Below are 18,631 nucleotides of genomic sequence, written 5' to 3'. Positions count from 1 at the left end.
ATCCTTGGCGGCAAGGATGAAAGCTTCAAAAATGAGAGCTTTCAACGCAGGCGCAGCATGGATTTAAAGGTTATTTCGTGCCGAAGATGCGGTCGCCTGCGTCGCCCAGGCCCGGCAGGATGTAGCCATGGTCGTTGAGCTCGCGGTCGATCGCGGCGGTGTAGATCGCCACGTCGGGGTGCGCTTTTTGCAGCGTGGCGATGCCCTCGGGGGCGGCCAGCAGGCAGACGAACTTGATCGACTTGGGCTGGGTTTGCTTGAGGCGCGTGACGGCGGCCGCGGCCGAGTTGCCCGTGGCCAGCATGGGATCGACCACGATGATGTCGCGCTCCTGCATTTCCGAGGGCATCTTGAAGTAGTACTCCACGGGCTGCAGCGTGGCCGGGTCGCGGTACAGGCCGATGTGGCCCACGCGCGCCCCGGGGATCACGTTGAGCATGCCGTCGAGGAAGCCATTGCCGGCGCGCAGGATGGAGACCAGTACCTGCTTCTTGCCGTCGATGACCTTGCCGGTCATGGTCTCCATGGGGGTCTCGACCTCGAAGTCCTGCAGCGGCATGTCGCGCGTGACCTCGTAGGCCATGAGGGTGCTCAGCTCGCCCAGCAGGCGGCGAAAGCTGTTGGTGCTGGCGTCCTTGCGGCGCATCAGGGTCAGTTTGTGCTGCACCAGCGGGTGGGTGATGACGTGGACGTTGCTCATAGGGCTCTGTTGCCTGTGGTGTTCAAGGTGAAAGAGGATGGCGGGGCCAGGCGCGCTGGATCAGTCTGCCAGAAAGCGCGCATAGCGGGAAAGGTCGACATTGCCGCCGCTGACGACGACGCCCACGCGCGCGCCGCGGAGGTCCAGGCCGCCGTGGCAGGCACCGGCCCAGGCCAGCGCGCCGGTGGGCTCGACCACGGTCTTCATGCGCTCGGCAAAGAAGCGCAGCGCCTGCACGAGCTGCGCGTCGCTCACCGTGACGATGTCTTCGGCGTGGGCCGCGATGATCGGGAAGGTGAGCTCGCCCAGGGCCTGCGTCTGCGCGCCGTCGGCGATGGTGCGGGGCGTGTCGATGCGCACGATGTGGCCGGCGCGCAGCGACTGCTGGGCGTCGTTGCCGGCCTCGGGCTCCACGCCGACCACCTTGCATTGCGGTGCCAGCGCCCGGGCCGCCAGCAGGCTGCCGGCCATCAGGCCGCCGCCGCCCAGGCAGACGAACAGGTAGTCGAGGTCGGGCACCTCCTCGAACAGCTCCTTGGCCGCCGTGCCCTGGCCGGCGATGACCTGCGCATGGTCGAACGGCGGCACCAGCGTCATGCCGCGCTCCTGCGCCAGGCGACGGCTGATGGCCTCGCGGTCTTCGGTGTAGCGGTTGTAGGTGACGACCTGGGCGCCGTAGCCGCGCGTGGCGGCCATCTTGCTGGCGGGGGCGTCCTCGGGCATGACGATGGCCGCCGGCATGTCGAGCAGCTGGGCCGCCAGCGCAATGGCCTGGGCGTGGTTGCCGGCCGAGAACGCCAGCACGCCGCCCCGGCGCTGCGCGTCGCTGAACTGGGCCAGGGTGTTGAAGGCGCCGCGGAACTTGAAGGCGCCGGTGCGCTGCAGGTTCTCGCACTTGAAGAAGACCTGCGCGCCCATCTGCGCGTCGGCCGTGCTCGAGCGCAGCACGGGGGTGTGGTGCGCCATCCCCTTGAGCCGGTACGCCGCTTCGGCGACATCGTCGTAGGTGGGCAGGGCATGGGGGAGCAGGGTCATGGCGGCATCCTCGGTCGCAGGGCGCAGTGGTGCAGGGGATGCCGGATCATACGCGCGGATCGCCCAATGTTTGGTGAAAAAGGCCTCTAGCGCTTGTGCAGCAAGTGCGGGCAGCTATCGATTTTGATGCCTTTCGCGCTGGCACGGCGCGGGGTGGCGCTCAGTCCAGCGCGCTGAAGCGCTGCAGCGGGCTGAGCGGCGCAAAACTGCCGGCGCGCTTGTGCTGCAGGGCGCTGACGGACTCGCGCACATGCTGGTTGCTCCAGATCGCGCCCTGCAGCCAGCCCATCTGGCGCAGGCTGTCGTCGACCGAGTGGTCGCGCGCGTAGTTCACGGCCTGCTTCGTGCCCCAGATGGCCACCGGCGGCTTGGCGGCGATCTCGCGCGCGCATTGCAGGGCGGCTTCGAGCATGGCGCCCTGGGTGTCGAACACCTCGTTGACCAGGCCGTGCTGCAGCGCGCGCTGTGCGCTCAGGCGCCGGCCGGTGTAGGCCAGCTCTTTGACCAGCCCGAGGGGGATCAATTTGGGCAGACGCTGCAGCGTGCCCACGTCGGCCACCATGCCGATGTTGATCTCCTGGATGCAGAAGAACGCGTCCTGCGTGGCGTAGCGGAGGCAGGCGGCCGTGACCATGTCCACGGCGCCGCCGATGCAGCCGCCCTGGATGGCGGCGATCACCGGAATGCGCAGGTTCTCGATGCGCGTGAAGGTGGCCTGCATGTCGGTCAGCAGGTCGAAGATGGCCGCGCGCCCCTCGGGGCTCTGGTCGTCCATCGCGATGGCGCCGCCAAATACCTCCAGCGCCATGCCGGCCGAGAAATGCTTGCCGGTGCTGCTGAGGACCAGGGCGCGCGCCTCGCCCGCCTGGTGCAGCTGCGCCAACACCGCGTCCAGCTCGCGCCAGAAGGTCGGGTGCATGGTGTTGAGCGCTTCGGGGCGGTTGAGCACCAGGTGCGCCACCTGGTCGGTGGTGGTGAGCGAGAAGCAGGTGGGGGCGTTCATGGTGGCACTGTAGACGGGCGCGGCGCGGCCGTCCCGTCGCCGGGGCGACGTCCCGGGCCGTGGCCTGTGGCAGCGCTTTACCCGGATGCGCCCGGCGGTCTAGCGCGGCAGGCGCTTCACGCCCCGTGGAACCGGGCGAGAATCAGCGCGCCCCGCGCAAGCGCCGGCACGCACCAACCGCGCAATTTCCTCCGATTCCTATCGAAAGACCCCATGACCAGCCCCATCTACACCGCATCCATTCCCGTTTTCCAGCAAATGCTGGGGGGCCTCAGCCAGGTGCTGGCCAAGGCCGAGGCGCATGCCACGGCCAAGAACATCGACCCGAACGCGCTGCTGCAGGCGCGGCTGTTCCCCGATATGTTTGCGCTGCTGCGCCAGGTGCAGGTGGCCAGCGACTTTGCCAAGAGTGTGTCGGCGCGGCTGGCGGGCGTTGAGGTGCCCAAGCTGGAAGACAATGAACAGAGCTTTGCCGACCTGCAGGCGCGCATCGCCACCGTGCTGGCGTTCATCGGCGGGCTCGATCCGGCGAAGTTTGACGGTGCCGCCACGCGCGAGATCGTCACGCAGGCCGGCACGCCGAAAGAAAAGCGCTTCAGCGGCACGTCCTATCTCTTCAACTACGGCCTGCCGCATTTCTTCTTTCACACCACGACGGCCTACGCCATCCTGCGCCACAACGGCGTCGAGGTCGGCAAGAAGGACTACATCGGCAGCTACTGAGCGCCAAAAATCCCTCTGACGGAGGGGGGCGGAGCGCTCGCAGCTACGCAATGAACCGCTGCGAGTGCCGCGGCGCTGCCTCCGGCGCGCGAGCTGGGCCTGCACCGCGCCCACCGGCTGGGGCGCCGGCGGAGATGGGCCGGCAAGCGCGACAGCAGCGGCGTACGCTCTGGTGGATAGGGGTTGAATCGGCCCGAAATGCTTGCCAGTCCAGCGCCGACAGCTATGAAATCAGGAATTGTGTGCTGCGCAGTCTGGCCTATGGGCCGGGCCAGGCCAGGGCGCAGGCTTCAGCGCTTGCGACCGCCCAGCAGGCTGCCGAGCACACCGCGCAGGATCTCGCGCCCCAGCGTGGTGCCCATGGTGCGCACGGCCGATTTGGCCATGGTCTGGGCCAGGCCGTCGCGCTGCCCGCCGCGCGGGCCGGTGCTGCCGAACAGCACGTCGCTGAATCCCCCCATCAGCCCGCCGCCGCCGTTTTGCGCAGCTGCCGCGCCGCCGTTCTTCCCATTGGCCGGGGCTGCGCTGGCCGCGCGGGCCTTGAGCATTTCGTAGGCCGACTCGCGGTCCACCGTTTTTTCGTAGACGCCTGCCACCAGGGAGCCCGCCATCAGGGCCTGGCGCTGCTGCGCCGTGATGGGGCCGAGCTGGCTGCCCGGGGGCAGCACAAACGCCCGCTCGGTCACACTCGGGCGGCCCTTGGCGTCCAGGAAGCTCACCAGCGCCTCGCCCACAGCCAGTTCGGTGATGGCGCGCTCGATGTCCAGGCCCGGGTGAGGGCGCATGGTCGTTGCGGTGGCCTTGACGGCCTTCTGGTCGCGCGGGGTGAAGGCGCGCAGCGCATGCTGCACGCGGTTGCCCAGCTGCGCGAGCACGCTGTCGGGGATGTCGAGCGGGTTCTGCGTGACGAAGTAGACGCCCACGCCCTTGGAGCGCACCAGGCGCACCACCAGCTCGATGCGCTCGATCAGCACCTTGGGCGCCTCGTTGAACAGCAGGTGGGCCTCGTCGAAGAAGAACACCAGCTTGGGCTTTTCGGGGTCGCCGATCTCGGGCAGCTGCTCGAACAGCTCCGACAGCAGCCACAGCAGGAAGGTGGCGTACAGGCGCGGCGAGTTCAACAGCTTGTCGGCCGCCAGGATGTTGACCATGCCGTGGCCGTTGCCGTCGGTCTGCATCAGGTCCTGGATGTTGAGCATGGGCTCGCCAAAGAACTGGTCGCCCCCCTGGGTTTCGATCTGCATCAGCCCACGCTGGATGGCGCCCACGCTGGCGGCGCTGATGTTGCCGTAGGCGGTGGTGAACTGGCTGGCGTTGTCGCCCACATACTGCAGCATGGCGCGCAGGTCCTTGAGGTCGAGCAGCAGCAGACCCTGGTCGTCGGCGACCTTGAACACGACGTTGAGCACGCCGAGCTGGATCTCGTTGAGGTTCAGCATGCGCCCGAGCAGCAGCGGGCCCATGTCCGAGACGGTGGCGCGCACCGGGTGGCCCTGCTCGCCGAACACGTCCCACAGCGTGGCCGGGCAGGCCTGCGGCGGTGGCGGCTCGATGCCGCGCTCTTGGAGCGTCGCGGCCAGCTTCTCGCCAATGCTGCCGGCCTGGCTGATGCCGGTCAGGTCGCCCTTGACGTCGGCCATGAACACCGGCACGCCGATGCGCGAGAAATTCTCGGCCAGTGTCTGCAGCGTCACCGTCTTTCCGGTGCCCGTAGCGCCCGTGATCAGGCCGTGCCGGTTGGCCAGCGCGGGCAGCAATTCGCACGCGGTCGAGGGGTTCTTGGCGATCAGCAGAGGTTCGGCCATGGCGTGGTGCGGAAAAGTAGAATCGAAGGCGTAGATTAAATCAGGATAGCAAAAGGAAATCCCATGGCCGGACACAGCAAATGGGCGAACATTCAGCACCGCAAGGGGCGCCAGGACGAAAAGCGCGGAAAAATCTGGACGCGCATCATCCGCGAGATCACCGTCGCGGCCCGCGCCGGGGGCGGTGACCTCGGCGCCAACCCGCGCCTGCGCCTGGCGGTGGAGAAGGCCAAGGCCGCCAACCTGCCGGCCGACCGCGTCAAGTACAACATCGACAAGGCCACCGGCAACGCAGAAGGTGTCCACTACGAGGAAATCCGCTACGAGGGCTACGGCATCGGCGGCGCGGCCATCATCGTGGACACCATGACCGACAACCATGTGCGCACCGTGGCCGAGGTGCGCCACGCCTTCAGCAAGCACGGCGGCAACATGGGCACGACGGGCTCGGTGGCGTTCCAGTTCAAGAAGGTCGGCCAGTTCATCTTTGCGCCGGGCACCAACGAGGACCGGGTCATGGAAGTGGCGCTCGAAGCGGGCGCCGAGGACGTGGTCACCGACGACGACGGCGCCATCGAGGTGCTCACGGCCCCGGCCGACTTCGAGGCCGTCAAGCACGCGCTCGAAGCCGCGGGCCTCACGGCCGCCGCCGCCGACGTCACCATGCGCCCCGATGTCACGATCGCGCTCGAAGGCGAAGACGCCGCGCGCATGCAGAAGCTGCTCGATGTGCTGGAAGACCTGGACGACGTGCAGGAAGTCTTCCACAACGCTGCGCTGTGACGATGCGCATTTTTGTCCACCATTTTTCTTTGCCCCCCTGGGGGCGCGTCTCGCCGCTTTGCGGCGGACCTCTGGAGTAAGGTATGAAGGTTTTGGTCATTGGTGGTGGTGGGCGTGAGCACGCGATGGCGTGGAAGCTCAGCCAGTCGCCCAAGGTCACACGCGTGTATGTCGCGCCGGGCAACGGCGGGACCGAGCTGTCGCACCTGCTGGAAAACATCGCCATCACCGACGTGCGGGCACTGCGCGAGTGGGCGCAGGCCGAGAAGATCGGTCTCACGGTGGTCGGTCCGGAAGCGCCGCTGGCGGCCGGCGTGGTCGATGAATTCCGCGCGCACGGCCTGCGCATCTTCGGGCCCACCAGGGCGGCCGCGCAGCTGGAGAGCTCCAAAGCGTTCTCCAAGGCCTTCATGCGCCGCCACGGCATTCCCACGGCGGACTACGACACCTTCACTGACCCGGTCGCGGCCCACGCCTTCATCGACCGCCTGGGCGCACCCATCGTCATCAAGGCCGACGGCCTGGCCGCCGGCAAGGGCGTGGTGGTGGCCATGACGCTGCAGGAGGCCCACGACGCGGTGGACTTCATGCTGGTCGACAACAAATACGGCGTGGCGCACAACGACGGCGGTGCCCGCGTGGTGATCGAGGAGTTCCTCGAAGGCGAGGAGGCCAGCTTCATCGTGCTGTGCGATGGCAAGAACGTGGCCGCCCTTGCGACCAGCCAGGACCACAAGCGCCTGAAGGACGGCGACGAAGGCCCCAACACCGGCGGCATGGGGGCGTATTCACCCGCCCCCGTGGTCACCGCCGACGTGCACGCCCGCGCCATGCGCGAGATCATCCTGCCCACCGTGCGCGGCATGGAAAAGGATGGCATTCCCTACACCGGCTTCCTCTATGCCGGCCTGATGATCGATGCCAAAGGCCACCCCAAGACGCTCGAGTTCAACTGCCGCATGGGCGACCCCGAGACGCAGCCCATCCTGATGCGCCTCAAGAGCGACCTGCTCGATCTGCTGGGCGCCGCCATCGACGGCAAGCTCGACCAGGTCGAGCTGCAGTGGGACCGCCGCACGGCGCTGGGCGTGGTCATGGCCGCGCACGGCTACCCCGAAGATCCGCGCAAGGGCGATGCCATCACCGGCCTGCCGCCCGAGGCCGACGATGCCATGGTGTTCCATGCCGCCACCGTGATCGGCGACGGCGCGCTGCGCACCAGCGGCGGCCGCGTGCTGTGCGTGACGGCGCTGGCCGACAGCGCCCGACAGGCGCAGCAGCGCGCCTACGACGTGGCGCGCGGCATCCATTTCGACGGCGCACAGTACCGCCGCGACATTGGCCACCGCGCCGTCAAGAGCGCATGAACGCAAGCTTCAACACCGAAAGCACCGTGGCCCAGGTGCGCGCCTACCTGACCGGCCTGCAGGCGCGCATCATCGGCGCGCTCGAAGCCGTGGAGGGTGAGGGCGGCGCGCGCGCCCTGGTCGACCCCTGGCGCAAGCCACCGGGCGAGCTGCTGCAGGGCGACGGTATCACGCAGATCCTCGAAGGCGGGCGCGTGTTCGAGCGCGCCGGCTGCGGCTTTTCGCATGTGCGCGGGCCGCAGCTGCCGCCGTCGGCGACGCAGCACCGGCCCGAACTGGCGGGGGCGCCGTTCGAGGCGATGGGCGTATCGCTGGTGTTCCACCCGCGCAACCCCTATGTGCCCACCGTGCACATGAATGTGCGCATGATCGCCGCCGGTCACCCAGGCGAGGCGCCGGTGTGCTGGTTTGGCGGCGGCATGGACCTGACGCCGTACTACGGCTTCGAGGAGGATGCGGTGCATTTCCACCGCACTTGCCGCGATGCGCTCGCGCCTTTCGGCGACGACAAGTACCCGCGCTTCAAGCAGTGGTGCGACGAATACTTCTTCCTCCAGCACCGGGGCGAGCAGCGCGGCATTGGCGGCGTGTTCTATGACGACTTCTCCGAGCTGGGCTTCGAACAAAGCCTGGCCATGACGCAGTCGGTGGGCGACGCCTTCCTGGGCGCCTACCTGCCCATCGTCGAGCGCCGCCAGGGCATGCCCTACGGCGAGCGCGAGCGGGCCTTCCAGCTCTACCGGCGCGGCCGCTACGTCGAGTTCAACCTGGTCTGGGACCGGGGCACGCACTTTGGCCTGCAGTCGGGCGGGCGCACCGAATCCATCCTCCTGTCGATGCCGCCGCTGGCCAGCTGGTCCTACCAGCACACGCCCGAGGCGGGCACGCCCGAGGCCCACCTGACCCAGCGTTACCTGGTGCGGCGCGACTGGCTGTGACGGCGGCAGCGCAGCGGACAGGGCGCAAAGCTATAATTTCAGTAGCTATCAGCGCTCACCCCACCTGCGCCAACGCCCCCAAACCCTTGAATTGCTGTGCGCGCCCTGCGCCACGCTTCGCGCGCGCTGCGCACGCCCTCCATGGCCGTGCTGCGGGTTGCGCGCTATATTGACCCCCATTACCTCCACACCCACTGCCTGATGACCACCTCCACCCAATCGGAATCCGCGGCCAAGAAAGACGTCACCAAACTCCAGCGCGCCATCGTCGATGGCCTGGAAGACGTCAAGGCGCAAGACATCCAGGTCTTCAACACCGAGCACCTTTCGCCGCTTTTTGAGCGCGTGATCGTGGCCTCAGGCACCTCCAACCGCCAGACCAAGGCGATTGCCGCCAGCGTGCGCGACAAAGTGCGCGAGGCCGGCTTTCCCAAGCCGCGCATTGAGGGCGAGGAAAACGGCGAGTGGATCATCGTGGACTGCGGCGCTGCCGTGGCGCACGTCATGCAGCCCACCATCCGCCAGTACTACCGCCTCGAAGAGCTGTGGGGCGACACGCCCGTGCGCATCAAGCTGGGCGCACCCAAGCCCGCGGCCCCCGCCGCCGCCAAGGTGCCAGCCAAGACCGCCGCGCGCCGCGCCGCCAAGGCCGAGGCCGAACTGACCAGCACCACCGGCAAGGCCGCGGCGCCGAAGAAGGCCGCCGCCAAGCCCGCTGCCCGCAAGACCGCCCGCCCCGCGGCCGAAGCTGCCGCGCCCGCGGCCCGCAAGCCAGCGGCCCGCAAGACCGCCGGCGCTACCGCCAGCCCGTCCGCCGCCAAAACCCCTGCGCGCACCGGCGCCGTGAAGGGTGCGCCGGCCAAAACCCCGGCCAAGACGGCAGGCAAGGCCGCACCGGCCAAGGCCGCCATCAAGACCCTGGTGGTCAAGCCGCGCGCCGACAAGGCCGCGCCGGCCAAGAAGTCCGCACCCCGCGCCGCCGGCAAGGCCCCTGTGCGGGCCGCTGCCAAGCCGGCCGCGCCCGCCAAGGCGCCCGCGCGCAAGCCGGCCGCCCGCAAGCCCCAAGCCTGAGGCCTCTGATCCATGCGGCTGCTGATCGTGGCCGTGGGCCAGCGCGTGCCCGACTGGGCGCAAACAGCCTACGACGACTACGCCAAGCGCTTCCCGCCCGAGCTCAAGGTCGAGCTCAAGGCGGTGAAGACCGAGCCGCGCGGCTCGAAGACGCTCGAGACACTCTATGCCGCCGAACGCGAGCGCATCGAGGCGGCCATCCCGCGCGGCACGCGCGTGGTGGCGCTCGACGAGCGCGGCACCAGTCTCACCACCAAGGCGCTGGCCGAGCGGCTCAAGGGCTGGCAGCTCGGCGGCGACGATGTGGCGCTCGTCATTGGCGGCCCCGACGGGCTCGATCCGGCCTTCCGGCAGGGCGCGCACGAACGCATCCGGCTGTCGGACCTGACCCTGCCGCACGCCATGGTGCGCGTGCTGCTGATCGAGCAGCTCTACCGCGCCTGGTCGGTCAATGCCGGCCACCCCTACCACCGCGAGTAGAGGTCCATGCTGCCAGGCCGTGCTGGGGGTTTGCTTCTGATTCAATAGCTGCTGGCGCTTGATGTACAAGCGCCAGAGTCGTTTTTGGTCTCTATTCTGGAGGGTGGCCATGCGCCGATTCATCTACCTGGCCTCGCAGAGTCCGCGCCGCAGCCAGCTGCTCGACCAGCTGGGCGTGCACCACGACCTGCTGCTGCCCGCGGCGGGCGATGAAGCAGCAGAAGACGCCGAGGCGCTGGAGGCCGCACTGGTGGGTGAGTCGCCCACCGCCTACGTGCAGCGCGTGACCGGCCTCAAGCTCGACGCCGCCGTGGCACGCCGCGCGCGCCGCGGCCTGCCCGAGGCGCCCATCCTGTGCGCCGACACCACGGTGGCGCTGGGCCGCACGCTGTACGGCAAGCCCGAAGATGCGCAGGACGCGGCGCGCATGCTCGGCGAACTCTCGGGCCACACCCACCGCGTGCTCACCGCCGTGGCGCTGCAGGTGGGCGCGAAGCGCCTGGCGGCGCTGTCGGTGTCGCGCGTGACCTTTGCCGCATTGCCGCCGGCGCAGATCGCCGCCTATGTCGCTACGGGGGAGCCGCTGGGCAAGGCCGGCGCCTATGGCGTGCAGGGCAAGGCGGCGGCGCTCATCGAGCGCATCCACGGCAGCTATTCGGGCATCATGGGCCTGCCCTTGTTCGAGACCGCGCGGCTGCTGCGCGCTGCCGGCTTCTCCGTCTGATCGGCGCTCGCACTCCGCCCCCTATTCTTTGAGAGACCTTTGTCCATGCAACAAGACATCCTGATCAACTGGTCGCCCCAAGAGACGCGCGTGGCCGTGGTCGAAAACGGCGCGGTGCAGGAGCTGCACGTCGAGCGCACGCTCGAGCGCGGCCTGGTGGGCAATGTGTACCTGGGCAAGGTCTCGCGGGTGCTGCCGGGCATGCAGTCGGCCTTCATCGACATCGGCCTGGAGCGCGCGGCTTTCCTGCACGTGGCCGACGTCTGGCAGCGCCAGGAGGGCGGCGAGGCGCCCATGTTCGCGCGCAAGGATGCGCCGCAGGTGCCGATCGAGAAGCAGGTCTTCGAGGGTCAGGCGCTGATGGTCCAGGTCATCAAGGACCCCATCGGCACCAAGGGTGCGCGCCTGTCCACGCAGATCAGCATCGCAGGTCGCCTGCTGGTGTTCCTGCCGCAGGACGACCATGTGGGCGTGTCGCAGAAGATCCCGGCGGCCGAGCGCGATGCGCTGCGCGCGCGCCTGCAGGCGCTGGTGGGCAGCAAGGCGTCGGGCGGCGGGGGCGGATTCATCCTGCGCACCAACGGCGAGGACTCGACCGACGCCGAGCTGGCAGAAGACATCGCCTACCTGCGCAAGACCTGGGCGCGCACCAAGGAGGCGTCGCTGCGCCTGCCGCCGATGTCGCTGCTGCACCAGGACCTGAGCCTGCTGCAGCGGGTGCTGCGCGACTTGGTGGGCGAGCAGACCACCAGCATCCGCATCGACTCGCACGAGCAGTTCGCCGGGCTGCGCGCCTTTGGCCGCGAGTTCATGCCGGCGGCCGAACCCAAGCTGCAGCACTACAAGGGCGAGCGTCCGATTTTCGACCTGTATTCCATCGACGAGGAAATCGCGCGCGCGCTGGGCCGGCGTGTCGATCTCAAATCGGGCGGCTACCTCATCGTCGACCAGACCGAAGCGCTGACCACCATTGACGTCAACACCGGCGGCTTTGTCGGCGCGCGCAATTTCGACGAGACCATCTTCAAGACCAACCTCGAGGCGGCGGGCGCCATCGCGCGCCAGCTGCGCCTGCGCAACCTGGGCGGCATCATCATTGTCGACTTCATCGACATGGCGCAGCCCGCGCACCAGGAGGCGGTGCTGGCCGAATTCCGTAAGCAGCTCGCGCGCGACCGCGTCAAGACCATGGCGGGCGGGTTTTCGCAGCTCGGCCTCGTCGAGATGACACGCAAGCGCACACGCGAGTCGCTGGCGCACATGCTCTGCGAGCCGTGCCCGGCCTGCCAGGGGCGCGGCGCGCTGAAGACGGCGCGCAGCGTGGCCTACGACATCCTGCGCGAAATCCTGCGCGAAGCGCGCCAGTTCCACCCGCGCGAGTTCCGCGTCGTGGCCGCGCCGCAGGTGGTCGAGCTGCTGCTCGACGAGGAAAGCCAGCACCTGGCGGGCCTGTCGGACTTCATCGGCAAGCCGATCTCGCTGCAGTCGGAGAGCGCGATGGGGCAGGAACAGTTCGACATCGTGCTGCTGTAGCGGGACGGCCGCGCGGGGCACGCTCTTGAAAAGTGAGCTGCCTGCGCATGAATGAAAAGGGTTTCAGGCACTTTTCATGCGAAAACCCATGCAGCGCAAGCACTGGCCGCTCCTGTTTTTGCTCAGTGCCTGCCAGCGCCCTGGCGCTCAGAGTGTGCGCAGCCGCTCGATCGCCTCGCGCAGCGTGTCGTCTTTCTTGGCAAAGCAGAAGCGCACCACGCGCTGGTCGAAGCCGTCGCCATAAAAAGCCGACAGCGGGATGGCCGCCACGCCGACCTCGCGCGCGAGCCACTGGCAGAAGTCGGCTTCGCCGAGGTCGCTCACGGCCGAGATGTCCGCGCACTGGAAATAGGTGCCCGTCGTGGGCAGCAGGCGCAGGCGCGAGCCCTCCAGGCCGCGCCGGAACAGGTCGCGCTTGGCCTGGTAGAACGCCGGCAGCTGCAGGTAGGGCGCCGGGTCGGCCATGTAGTGCGCCAAGCCGTATTGCATCGGCGTGTTGACGGTGAACACGTTGAACTGGTGCACCTTGCGGAACTCGGCCGTGAGCGCCGCCGGCGCGGCGACGGTGCCGACCTTCCAGCCGGTGACATGGAAGGTCTTGCCAAAGCTCGACACGATGAAGGCGCGCGCCGCGAGGCCCGGAAAGCGCGCCGCGCTCTGGTGCGGCTGGCCGTCGAAGACCATGTGCTCGTACACCTCGTCGCTGATGAGCAGCACCTCGGTGGGCGCGAGCAGCTCCTGCAGGGTGAGCATGTCCTGCGCGCTCCAGACGGTGGCGCTGGGGTTGTGCGGGCTGTTGATGATGAGCGCGCGCGTGCGCGGCGACAGCGCCGCGCCGATCTTGTCGAAGTCGGGGCGGAAGCTGCCGGGCGTGAGCGGCACACGCACCACGGTGCCGCCGGCCAGCACGATGTTGGGCGCATAGCTGTCGTAGCAGGGGTCGAGCACGATGACCTCGTCGCCCGGGTGCACGGTGGCGAGGATCGCGGTCAGGATCGCCTGTGTCGCGCCTGCGGTGATGGTGATTTCGGTGTCGAAACTGTAGTGGCGCCCGTGCAGGGCCTCGATCTTGGCCGCCACGGCCTGGCGCAGCGCGGGCACGCCGGGCATGGGCGGGTACTGGTTGTGGCCGGAGCGCATGGCGTCATTGACCGCGTCGAGCAGGCGGGCGTCGCAGTCGAAGTCGGGAAAGCCCTGGCCCAGGTTGACGGCGCCACACTGGGCGGCCAGCGCCGACATGACGGTGAAGATCGTGGTGCCGACCTGGGGCAGGCGGCTGGTGATGGAGGGGGTGTGTTCGGTCGCGGGGGTCGGAGTCATGGCGCGCAGGCAGAAAAGAAAAAGTTACAGCTCGTAGTCGTTCACTTGGCCGGTCATGGCGCGTGCGACCAGGTCGCGGCTCAAGCGGTCGCTGATGAGCTCGGCGAATTTGTAGACGAAGTTGCGCAGGTAGGCGCCGCGCTTGAACGCGACGCGCGCCACGCTCTGGCCGAACAGGTGGCCCACGGGGCGCACCACGAGGTCGCCCACCGGGTCGTCGCGCATTGCCATCTCGGCCACGATGCCGATCCCCAGGCCCAGGCGCACATAGGTCTTGATGACGTCGGAGTCGATGGCTTCGAGCGCAATGCGCGGCTGCAGGCGGCGCGCGGCAAAGGCCGCGTCGATCTTGCCGCGCCCGGTGAACGAGGGGTGGTAGGTGATCAGCGGTTCGTGCGCGATGTCGTCGAGCCCGATGCGCTCCTTCTGCGCCAGCGGATGGCCGGGCGGCAGCACCATCACATGCTCCCATTCGTAGCAGGGCAGGGTGACGAGCTCGGGGTAGTCGGCCAGCGACTCGGTGGCCATGCCGATCTCGGCCACCTCGTCGATCACCATGCGCGCCACCTGGTCGGGCGTGGCCTGGTGCAGGCTGACGTTGACCTTGGGATAGGCCTCGCGCAGGCGCGCCACGGGCACCGGCAGGACGTAGCGCGCCTGGGTGTGGGTGGTGGCGATGCTGAGCGTGCCATTGTCCTGCGCGCTGTACTGTTCGCCGATGCGCTTCAAGTTGCTGACCTCGCGCATGATGAGCTCGATGCTCTTGAGCACGTGCAGGCCCGGCTCGGTGATGCGTTTGAGGCGCTTGCCGTGGCGGGCGAAGATTTCCACACCCAGCTCTCCCTCGAGTTCGATGATGGCCTTGGAGACGCCCGGCTGCGAGGTGTGCAGGGCCTTGGCCGCCTCGGTCAGGTTGAGGTTGCGGCGGGCGGCTTCTTGGACAAAGCGAAATTGGTGCAGATTCATATCTGATTGCGGCTAAAGAGTCGCATCATTATGCTGCAACTATCTAAGCGACTGGCCTCCAGGCCGTGCCGCAGGCAATCGAGGCCATGAGGGCGGTCATGCGCGGGTCCTCGCCAATCGCGGTCTGCACCTGGAATTGCACCCCCGGGTGCGCAGCATGCAGCGCCTGCACGAACTGGGGCAGGTCTTCGCGCGCGTGCTTTCCGGTGCCCAGGAACATCGGCACGACGGTGATGGCGCGCACGCCCAGCCCCGCCAGCTCCTGCGCGGCCAGCGCCAGGTCGGGGGCGCAGAGTTCCAGGTAGGCGCAGCGCACGGCGAAGTGGGGGCTGTGCGCTTCGATCTGTTCGCGCACGGCTTCGATGGGTGCGCGCCACAGCGGGTCGCGCGAGCCGTGCGCGAACAGGATGATGCCTCGGGAAGGGGTCATGGGTGTGCCGCAAGGGCCGTCAGCGCCGCAGCACCAGCCAGCCGAAGGCGGCCAGCGACACCAGCGAATAAATGATGCCGGGCGCCGCCGCCGTGATCCACGGCGACCAGTTCTGCAGGTTGCCCGCATAGCCAAAGACGTTGTTGAGCAGAAAGAAGCTGATGCCCGCCATCACGCCGCCGAACACATAGCCGGCGATGCCGCCCGCGCGGAAATGGAGGTACGCAAAAGGCAGTGCCAGCACCACCATGACCAGGCAGCTGAGCGGATAGAACACCTTGCGCCAGAACTCGATTTCATAGCGCTGCGCGGATTGCCCGTTGGCTTCGAGGTGGCGGATGTACTGGAACAGGTCCAGCGTGGCCATGCGGTCGGGCTTGAGCACGGCGGCGGCGACCATGTCCGCGCTGATATGGGTGGGCCAGCGCAGCGAGGGGGCCTGCAGGTGCTCGACAGATGCTTCGTCGGCGCCGCGGCTGCGGAAGCTGCTGCGGCGCACCTGCTCCAGCGTCCAGGCGCCGTCGCTGCCAAAACGCGCCGCTTGCGCATGCGTCTGCGAGGTCAGCCGCCCCTGGCTGTCGAACGCGAAGATGCGCACGTTTTGCATGCCGCCATCGGGCCCGATCGCGCGCACGTTGACGGCATAGGACTGGTCGTCCTGGCGCTCCTTGAGCCAGGCACCCGTGGCACCGGTGGTGATGCGGCCCATGTAGCGGGCCTTGACCAGCTGTGACATGCGGTCGCTCCAGGGGGCCAGGTAGTCGCCCGCGGCGAAGGTCACGACCACGAACACCGCGCCCAGCGTCAGCAGCGTGCGCAGTGCCCGTCCCGGGCCCAGGCCGCTGGTGCGCATGATCGTGAACTCGGAGCTTTGCGCGAGCCGCGCCATGACATAGATCGTGCCGATCAGCACGGTGATGGGCAGCAGCTCATAGAGGTGGCTGGGAATGCCCAGCGCCACAAAAAGCAGGGCGTGTGACAGCTCGTAGGTGCCGCCGCTTCTGCCCACCCAGCGCAGCTCGTCGAGCAGGTCGAAGAAAAAGAACAGCGCCAGGAAACCCAGCGTGACAAAAGCCACGGCAGCGATGACCTCGCGGTACACAAATCGGCGCAGGGTGTTCATGCAGCGCTCCTGCGTGCGCGCCACACGCGCGGCGTCCAGTGGTTGTGCCGCACGGCCAGCAGCAACACGGCCAGGGCGAGCGTGCCACCATGCAGCAGCACCATGAACGTGGCGAGGCCGATCTTGTCGGCGCCGACCCAGCTCTGGCCCAGGGACATGAGGTTGTAGTAGACGACGAAGGAGAACAGCGCCAACACCAGGTTGCTGCTGCGGCTGGCGCGCGGATTGACGCTGGCCAGCCCCAGGGCCAGCAGCAGGAAGTTCGCGGTCGCCAGGGACAGGCCGAGCCGCCAACCCAGCTCGGCCCGGTTCATCGGCACGGGTTGCTCAAGCAGTTGCCGGGTGCTGAGTGTCTTGGCGGCCAGTTCATCGGGTGTGCCGCTGGATGCAGTGCCGATGCGGGTCCCGTACTCGGAGAATTCGCTGATCTTCAGGCCGGGCCGATTCGCCGAGGATTCGACCCGCTGGCCATTGCTCAGCAAGACAAAGCGCTCGCCCGAGCGCAGTTCCAGGCGTGCGCTGCGCGCCGAGGTGATGGCTTCGCCGCCCGGGTCGGTGGCCGCAATGAAGACATTGTTCGCCGCTGCGGGATCGGGGCTGTCCTTGTCGATAAAGAAGACGCGGCTGCCATTGGCCGACTCCTGGAACTCGCCCGGGGCGATGCGCTCGATGTCGTTGCGCTGTTCGTACTGCATCCTGAGCTCCTGGATCTGCCGGTTGGCCCAGGGCCACACCAGCAGGGACAGCACCGCAACCCCGAGCATCACCGGCCAGGCGAACCGCAGCAGCGGAGACAGCAGGCTGGCGAGGCCTTTGCCGCTGGCAAACCAGATCACCATTTCGCTGTCACCGTACATGCGCGAGAGCGCCCCCACGATGGCCACAAACAGGCTCAGGCACAGAATGGTGGGGAGCTGCCCCAGCACCGTGAAGCCCATCACCAGCATCACGTCCGAAGGGTTGACGCTGCCGCGCGAAGCCTGGCCGAGCGTCCGGATCAGCATCATGGTCATGACCACCGTGACCAGCACTACCAGGGTGGCACCGAAGCTGCGTGCCAGCTCTCTGCGGATGGATGAATCGAATAACATTGGCTCGAAGGAAAAAGCCAATTATGAACTTTGATCTGAAGACGCTCGACCTGCCCGGGGCCCTGGCAGAAAAATGTGACCTGCTGGTGCTGCTCGTTCCCGAAGGCTTCCAGCCCGGCCGCGATGCGCTTTCCGCGGTGGTGGCCCAGGCCCTCAAGAGCGGTGACTTCGAAACCAAGGCGGGCAAGAGCCTGCCGCTGTACCAGGTGGTTGGCATTGCGGCGCGCCGCGTGGTGCTCGCAGGCATCGGCACCGGCGATGCGCGTGCCGTGGGCCAGGCCCTGCAGGCAGCGTCTGGTGCCTTGCGCTCGGCTGCCGTCAAGCGTGCGGTGGTGTGCTTTGCGGGCGCTGCATCGGCCGGCGCCGTGTCCGCGGCCGTGCAGGCCGTGGCGCACGGCAGCTACGTCTACACCACGACCAAACCCAAGGCCGAGGCGCGCGCACTCAGCCGCGTGGTGGTGGGCGTGAGCGACACGGACGCGGTCGCAGAGGCGTTTGCCCGCAGCACCGCCGTGGCGGTCGGTGTCGAATATGCGCGCGAATGGGGCAACCGCCCGGCCAACCATGCCACGCCGACCCTGCTGGCCGAGGCCGCCAAGGGATTGGCCAAGCATGCCGGCATCCAGTGCAAGGTGATGGGGCCGGCCGACGTGGCCAAGCTCGGCATGGGCGCCTTCATGGCCGTGGCCCGGGGCGCCGAAGAGCCGTTGCGCTTCATCGAGCTGCGTTACAGTGGCGCCGCCAAGACCGAGCCCCCGGTGGTGCTGGTGGGCAAGGGCATCACGTTCGACACGGGGGGCATCTCCATCAAGCCGTCGGCCGAGATGGACGAGATGAAATTCGACATGTGCGGCGCCGCGAGCGTGCTGGGCGTATTTCGCGCGCTCGCGGAGCTGCAGCCGGCCATCAATGTGGTGGGCCTGATCCCCGCCTGCGAGAACATGCCGGACGGCAAGGCCGTCAAGCCAGGCGACGTGGTCACCAGCCTGGCCGGACAGACCATTGAAATCCTCAACACCGACGCCGAAGGCCGGCTGGTGCTGTGCGACGCGCTGACCTATGCCGCGCGCTTCAAACCCGCCGCCGTGGTGGACATCGCGACGCTCACGGGCGCTTGCGTGATTGCATTGGGCGGCGTGCGCAGCGGCATGTTCGCGTCGGACGACGCACTGGCCAACGCCTTGTTGGCGGCCGGAGAGACGTCGCAAGACCTGTGCTGGCGCATGCCGCTGGACGAAGACTACGCCGAAGGGCTCAAAACCCACTTCGCCGATGTCGCCAATGTGGCGGGACGCCCAGCGGGCGCCATCACGGCGGCCAAATTCCTGCAGCGCTTTGTCGGCGCGTTTCCCTGGGCGCACCTCGACATCGCTGGAACTGCCTGGAAGGGCGGCGCGGCCAAGGGCGCCACGGGCCGACCGGTGGGCCTGCTGGTGCATTACCTGCTGGGTGCAGCGGCCGTGCCGCCTCAAGCAGCTGCGCCGTCAAAGACCGCTGCCCGCAAACCACGCGCCAAATCGCCTGCTCGCGGCGCATGAG

The 18,631-nt window shown here is 68.1% G+C and carries 18 protein-coding genes; 9 read left to right on the top strand and 9 right to left on the bottom strand.

What is annotated here, in order from left to right; genetic code table 11:
* Positions 1 to 70: 70 nt before the first annotated feature.
* From upp to B2J86_RS01295, 3 genes are all read right to left on the bottom strand, one after another.
* Complete coding sequence (gene upp / locus B2J86_RS01305; RefSeq protein WP_169168444.1) at positions 71 to 700, bottom strand: uracil phosphoribosyltransferase; 630 nt, start codon at positions 698 to 700, stop codon at positions 71 to 73.
* A 60-nt stretch (positions 701 to 760) separates the two neighbouring features.
* Positions 761 to 1,735, bottom strand: coding sequence for a threo-3-hydroxy-L-aspartate ammonia-lyase (locus tag B2J86_RS01300; protein WP_173024534.1), 975 nt, complete (start codon positions 1,733 to 1,735; stop codon positions 761 to 763).
* 160 nt (positions 1,736 to 1,895) lie between these two features.
* Positions 1,896 to 2,738, bottom strand: coding sequence for an enoyl-CoA hydratase-related protein (locus B2J86_RS01295; protein WP_169168447.1), 843 nt, complete (start codon positions 2,736 to 2,738; stop codon positions 1,896 to 1,898).
* 213 nt (positions 2,739 to 2,951) lie between these two features.
* Between B2J86_RS01295 and B2J86_RS01290 the strand changes: the two genes are divergently transcribed.
* Positions 2,952 to 3,461 carry a DUF1993 family protein gene (locus tag B2J86_RS01290; protein ID WP_169168449.1) on the top strand — a complete coding sequence of 170 codons (510 nt, stop codon included), beginning with the start codon at positions 2,952 to 2,954 and terminating at the stop codon, positions 3,459 to 3,461.
* A gap of 290 nt (positions 3,462 to 3,751) precedes the next feature.
* Here B2J86_RS01290 and B2J86_RS01285 read toward each other — a convergent pair whose 3' ends face one another.
* The gene (locus tag B2J86_RS01285; RefSeq protein ID WP_173024533.1) at positions 3,752 to 5,266 is read right to left on the bottom strand and encodes a helicase HerA-like domain-containing protein; all 1,515 of its coding nucleotides are present in this window, start codon (positions 5,264 to 5,266) and stop codon (positions 3,752 to 3,754) included.
* Positions 5,267 to 5,329: 63 nt separating this feature from the next.
* Between B2J86_RS01285 and B2J86_RS01280 the strand changes: the two genes are divergently transcribed.
* The 7 genes from B2J86_RS01280 (at position 5,330) to rng (ending at position 12,162) form a co-directional block, all read left to right on the top strand.
* Positions 5,330 to 6,049, top strand: coding sequence for a YebC/PmpR family DNA-binding transcriptional regulator (locus B2J86_RS01280; protein WP_173024532.1), 720 nt, complete (start codon positions 5,330 to 5,332; stop codon positions 6,047 to 6,049).
* Between the two features lie 83 nt (positions 6,050 to 6,132).
* Positions 6,133 to 7,416 carry a phosphoribosylamine--glycine ligase gene (gene purD, locus B2J86_RS01275; protein WP_169168453.1) on the top strand — a complete coding sequence of 428 codons (1,284 nt, stop codon included), beginning with the start codon at positions 6,133 to 6,135 and terminating at the stop codon, positions 7,414 to 7,416.
* Complete coding sequence (gene hemF / locus B2J86_RS01270; RefSeq protein WP_173024531.1) at positions 7,413 to 8,354, top strand: oxygen-dependent coproporphyrinogen oxidase; 942 nt, start codon at positions 7,413 to 7,415, stop codon at positions 8,352 to 8,354. The genes purD and hemF overlap by 4 nt, the downstream gene beginning before the upstream one ends.
* A gap of 201 nt (positions 8,355 to 8,555) precedes the next feature.
* On the top strand, positions 8,556 to 9,425 hold the full coding sequence (gene rsfS / locus B2J86_RS01265) for a ribosome silencing factor (RefSeq protein ID WP_173024530.1): 870 nt from the start codon (positions 8,556 to 8,558) through the stop codon (positions 9,423 to 9,425).
* Positions 9,426 to 9,437: 12 nt separating this feature from the next.
* Complete coding sequence (gene rlmH / locus B2J86_RS01260) at positions 9,438 to 9,905, top strand: 23S rRNA (pseudouridine(1915)-N(3))-methyltransferase RlmH (RefSeq protein WP_169168457.1); 468 nt, start codon at positions 9,438 to 9,440, stop codon at positions 9,903 to 9,905.
* 109 nt (positions 9,906 to 10,014) lie between these two features.
* Positions 10,015 to 10,629, top strand: a complete 615-nt coding sequence (locus B2J86_RS01255) for a nucleoside triphosphate pyrophosphatase (protein ID WP_169168458.1) — start codon at positions 10,015 to 10,017, stop codon at positions 10,627 to 10,629.
* 45 nt (positions 10,630 to 10,674) lie between these two features.
* Complete coding sequence (rng, locus tag B2J86_RS01250; protein ID WP_169168459.1) at positions 10,675 to 12,162, top strand: ribonuclease G; 1,488 nt, start codon at positions 10,675 to 10,677, stop codon at positions 12,160 to 12,162.
* Between the two features lie 147 nt (positions 12,163 to 12,309).
* Here the strand turns inward: rng and B2J86_RS01245 are convergent, their stop codons facing one another.
* The 5 genes from B2J86_RS01245 to lptF are packed head-to-tail and all read right to left on the bottom strand — an operon-like array spanning position 12,310 to position 17,092.
* Entirely contained in the window at positions 12,310 to 13,482 is a 1,173-nt protein-coding gene (locus B2J86_RS01245; RefSeq protein ID WP_173024529.1) for a pyridoxal phosphate-dependent aminotransferase, read from the bottom strand.
* Between the two features lie 24 nt (positions 13,483 to 13,506).
* Positions 13,507 to 14,448 (bottom strand): CysB family HTH-type transcriptional regulator, encoded by a 942-nt coding sequence (locus tag B2J86_RS01240; protein ID WP_169168461.1) that lies wholly within the window; start codon positions 14,446 to 14,448, stop codon positions 13,507 to 13,509.
* Positions 14,449 to 14,491: 43 nt separating this feature from the next.
* The gene (locus tag B2J86_RS01235) at positions 14,492 to 14,878 is read right to left on the bottom strand and encodes a sirohydrochlorin chelatase (protein ID WP_169636188.1); all 387 of its coding nucleotides are present in this window, start codon (positions 14,876 to 14,878) and stop codon (positions 14,492 to 14,494) included.
* A gap of 19 nt (positions 14,879 to 14,897) precedes the next feature.
* Positions 14,898 to 16,001 (bottom strand): LPS export ABC transporter permease LptG, encoded by a 1,104-nt coding sequence (gene lptG / locus B2J86_RS01230; protein ID WP_169636189.1) that lies wholly within the window; start codon positions 15,999 to 16,001, stop codon positions 14,898 to 14,900.
* The gene (gene lptF / locus B2J86_RS01225) at positions 15,998 to 17,092 is read right to left on the bottom strand and encodes an LPS export ABC transporter permease LptF (protein ID WP_173024528.1); all 1,095 of its coding nucleotides are present in this window, start codon (positions 17,090 to 17,092) and stop codon (positions 15,998 to 16,000) included. Before lptF ends, lptG begins: the two co-directional genes overlap by 4 nt.
* A 23-nt stretch (positions 17,093 to 17,115) precedes the next feature.
* Between lptF and B2J86_RS01220 the strand changes: the two genes are divergently transcribed.
* Positions 17,116 to 18,630 (top strand): leucyl aminopeptidase, encoded by a 1,515-nt coding sequence (locus B2J86_RS01220; protein WP_169168465.1) that lies wholly within the window; start codon positions 17,116 to 17,118, stop codon positions 18,628 to 18,630.
* Position 18,631 lies beyond the last annotated feature (1 nt).

Origin of the sequence: Acidovorax sp. SRB_14 (assembly GCF_012932145.1) — a bacterium.
Classification (GTDB): Bacteria; Pseudomonadota; Gammaproteobacteria; order Burkholderiales; family Burkholderiaceae_C; genus Simplicispira.
Note: the sequence above shows the minus strand (reverse complement) of the source record. Positions and strands in the feature narration are given on the sequence as shown.

Excerpts from the sequence above, each read along its gene's own strand:
- B2J86_RS01235 (WP_169636188.1), bottom strand. The coding sequence starts at position 14,878 with ATGACCCCTTCCCGAGGCATCATCCTGTTCGCGCACGGCTCGCGCGAC.
- B2J86_RS01280 (WP_173024532.1), top strand. The coding sequence starts at position 5,330 with ATGGCCGGACACAGCAAATGGGCGAACATTCAGCACCGCAAGGGGCGC.
- B2J86_RS01240 (WP_169168461.1), bottom strand. The coding sequence starts at position 14,448 with ATGAATCTGCACCAATTTCGCTTTGTCCAAGAAGCCGCCCGCCGCAAC.
- lptF (WP_173024528.1), bottom strand. The coding sequence starts at position 17,092 with ATGTTATTCGATTCATCCATCCGCAGAGAGCTGGCACGCAGCTTCGGT.
- B2J86_RS01245 (WP_173024529.1), bottom strand. The coding sequence starts at position 13,482 with ATGACTCCGACCCCCGCGACCGAACACACCCCCTCCATCACCAGCCGC.
- hemF (WP_173024531.1), top strand. The coding sequence starts at position 7,413 with ATGAACGCAAGCTTCAACACCGAAAGCACCGTGGCCCAGGTGCGCGCC.
- B2J86_RS01295 (WP_169168447.1), bottom strand. The coding sequence starts at position 2,738 with ATGAACGCCCCCACCTGCTTCTCGCTCACCACCACCGACCAGGTGGCG.
- purD (WP_169168453.1), top strand. The coding sequence starts at position 6,133 with ATGAAGGTTTTGGTCATTGGTGGTGGTGGGCGTGAGCACGCGATGGCG.
- rlmH (WP_169168457.1), top strand. The coding sequence starts at position 9,438 with ATGCGGCTGCTGATCGTGGCCGTGGGCCAGCGCGTGCCCGACTGGGCG.
- upp (WP_169168444.1), bottom strand. The coding sequence starts at position 700 with ATGAGCAACGTCCACGTCATCACCCACCCGCTGGTGCAGCACAAACTG.
- rsfS (WP_173024530.1), top strand. The coding sequence starts at position 8,556 with ATGACCACCTCCACCCAATCGGAATCCGCGGCCAAGAAAGACGTCACC.
- B2J86_RS01220 (WP_169168465.1), top strand. The coding sequence starts at position 17,116 with ATGAACTTTGATCTGAAGACGCTCGACCTGCCCGGGGCCCTGGCAGAA.
- B2J86_RS01285 (WP_173024533.1), bottom strand. The coding sequence starts at position 5,266 with ATGGCCGAACCTCTGCTGATCGCCAAGAACCCCTCGACCGCGTGCGAA.
- rng (WP_169168459.1), top strand. The coding sequence starts at position 10,675 with ATGCAACAAGACATCCTGATCAACTGGTCGCCCCAAGAGACGCGCGTG.
- B2J86_RS01255 (WP_169168458.1), top strand. The coding sequence starts at position 10,015 with ATGCGCCGATTCATCTACCTGGCCTCGCAGAGTCCGCGCCGCAGCCAG.
- lptG (WP_169636189.1), bottom strand. The coding sequence starts at position 16,001 with ATGAACACCCTGCGCCGATTTGTGTACCGCGAGGTCATCGCTGCCGTG.
- B2J86_RS01300 (WP_173024534.1), bottom strand. The coding sequence starts at position 1,735 with ATGACCCTGCTCCCCCATGCCCTGCCCACCTACGACGATGTCGCCGAA.
- B2J86_RS01290 (WP_169168449.1), top strand. The coding sequence starts at position 2,952 with ATGACCAGCCCCATCTACACCGCATCCATTCCCGTTTTCCAGCAAATG.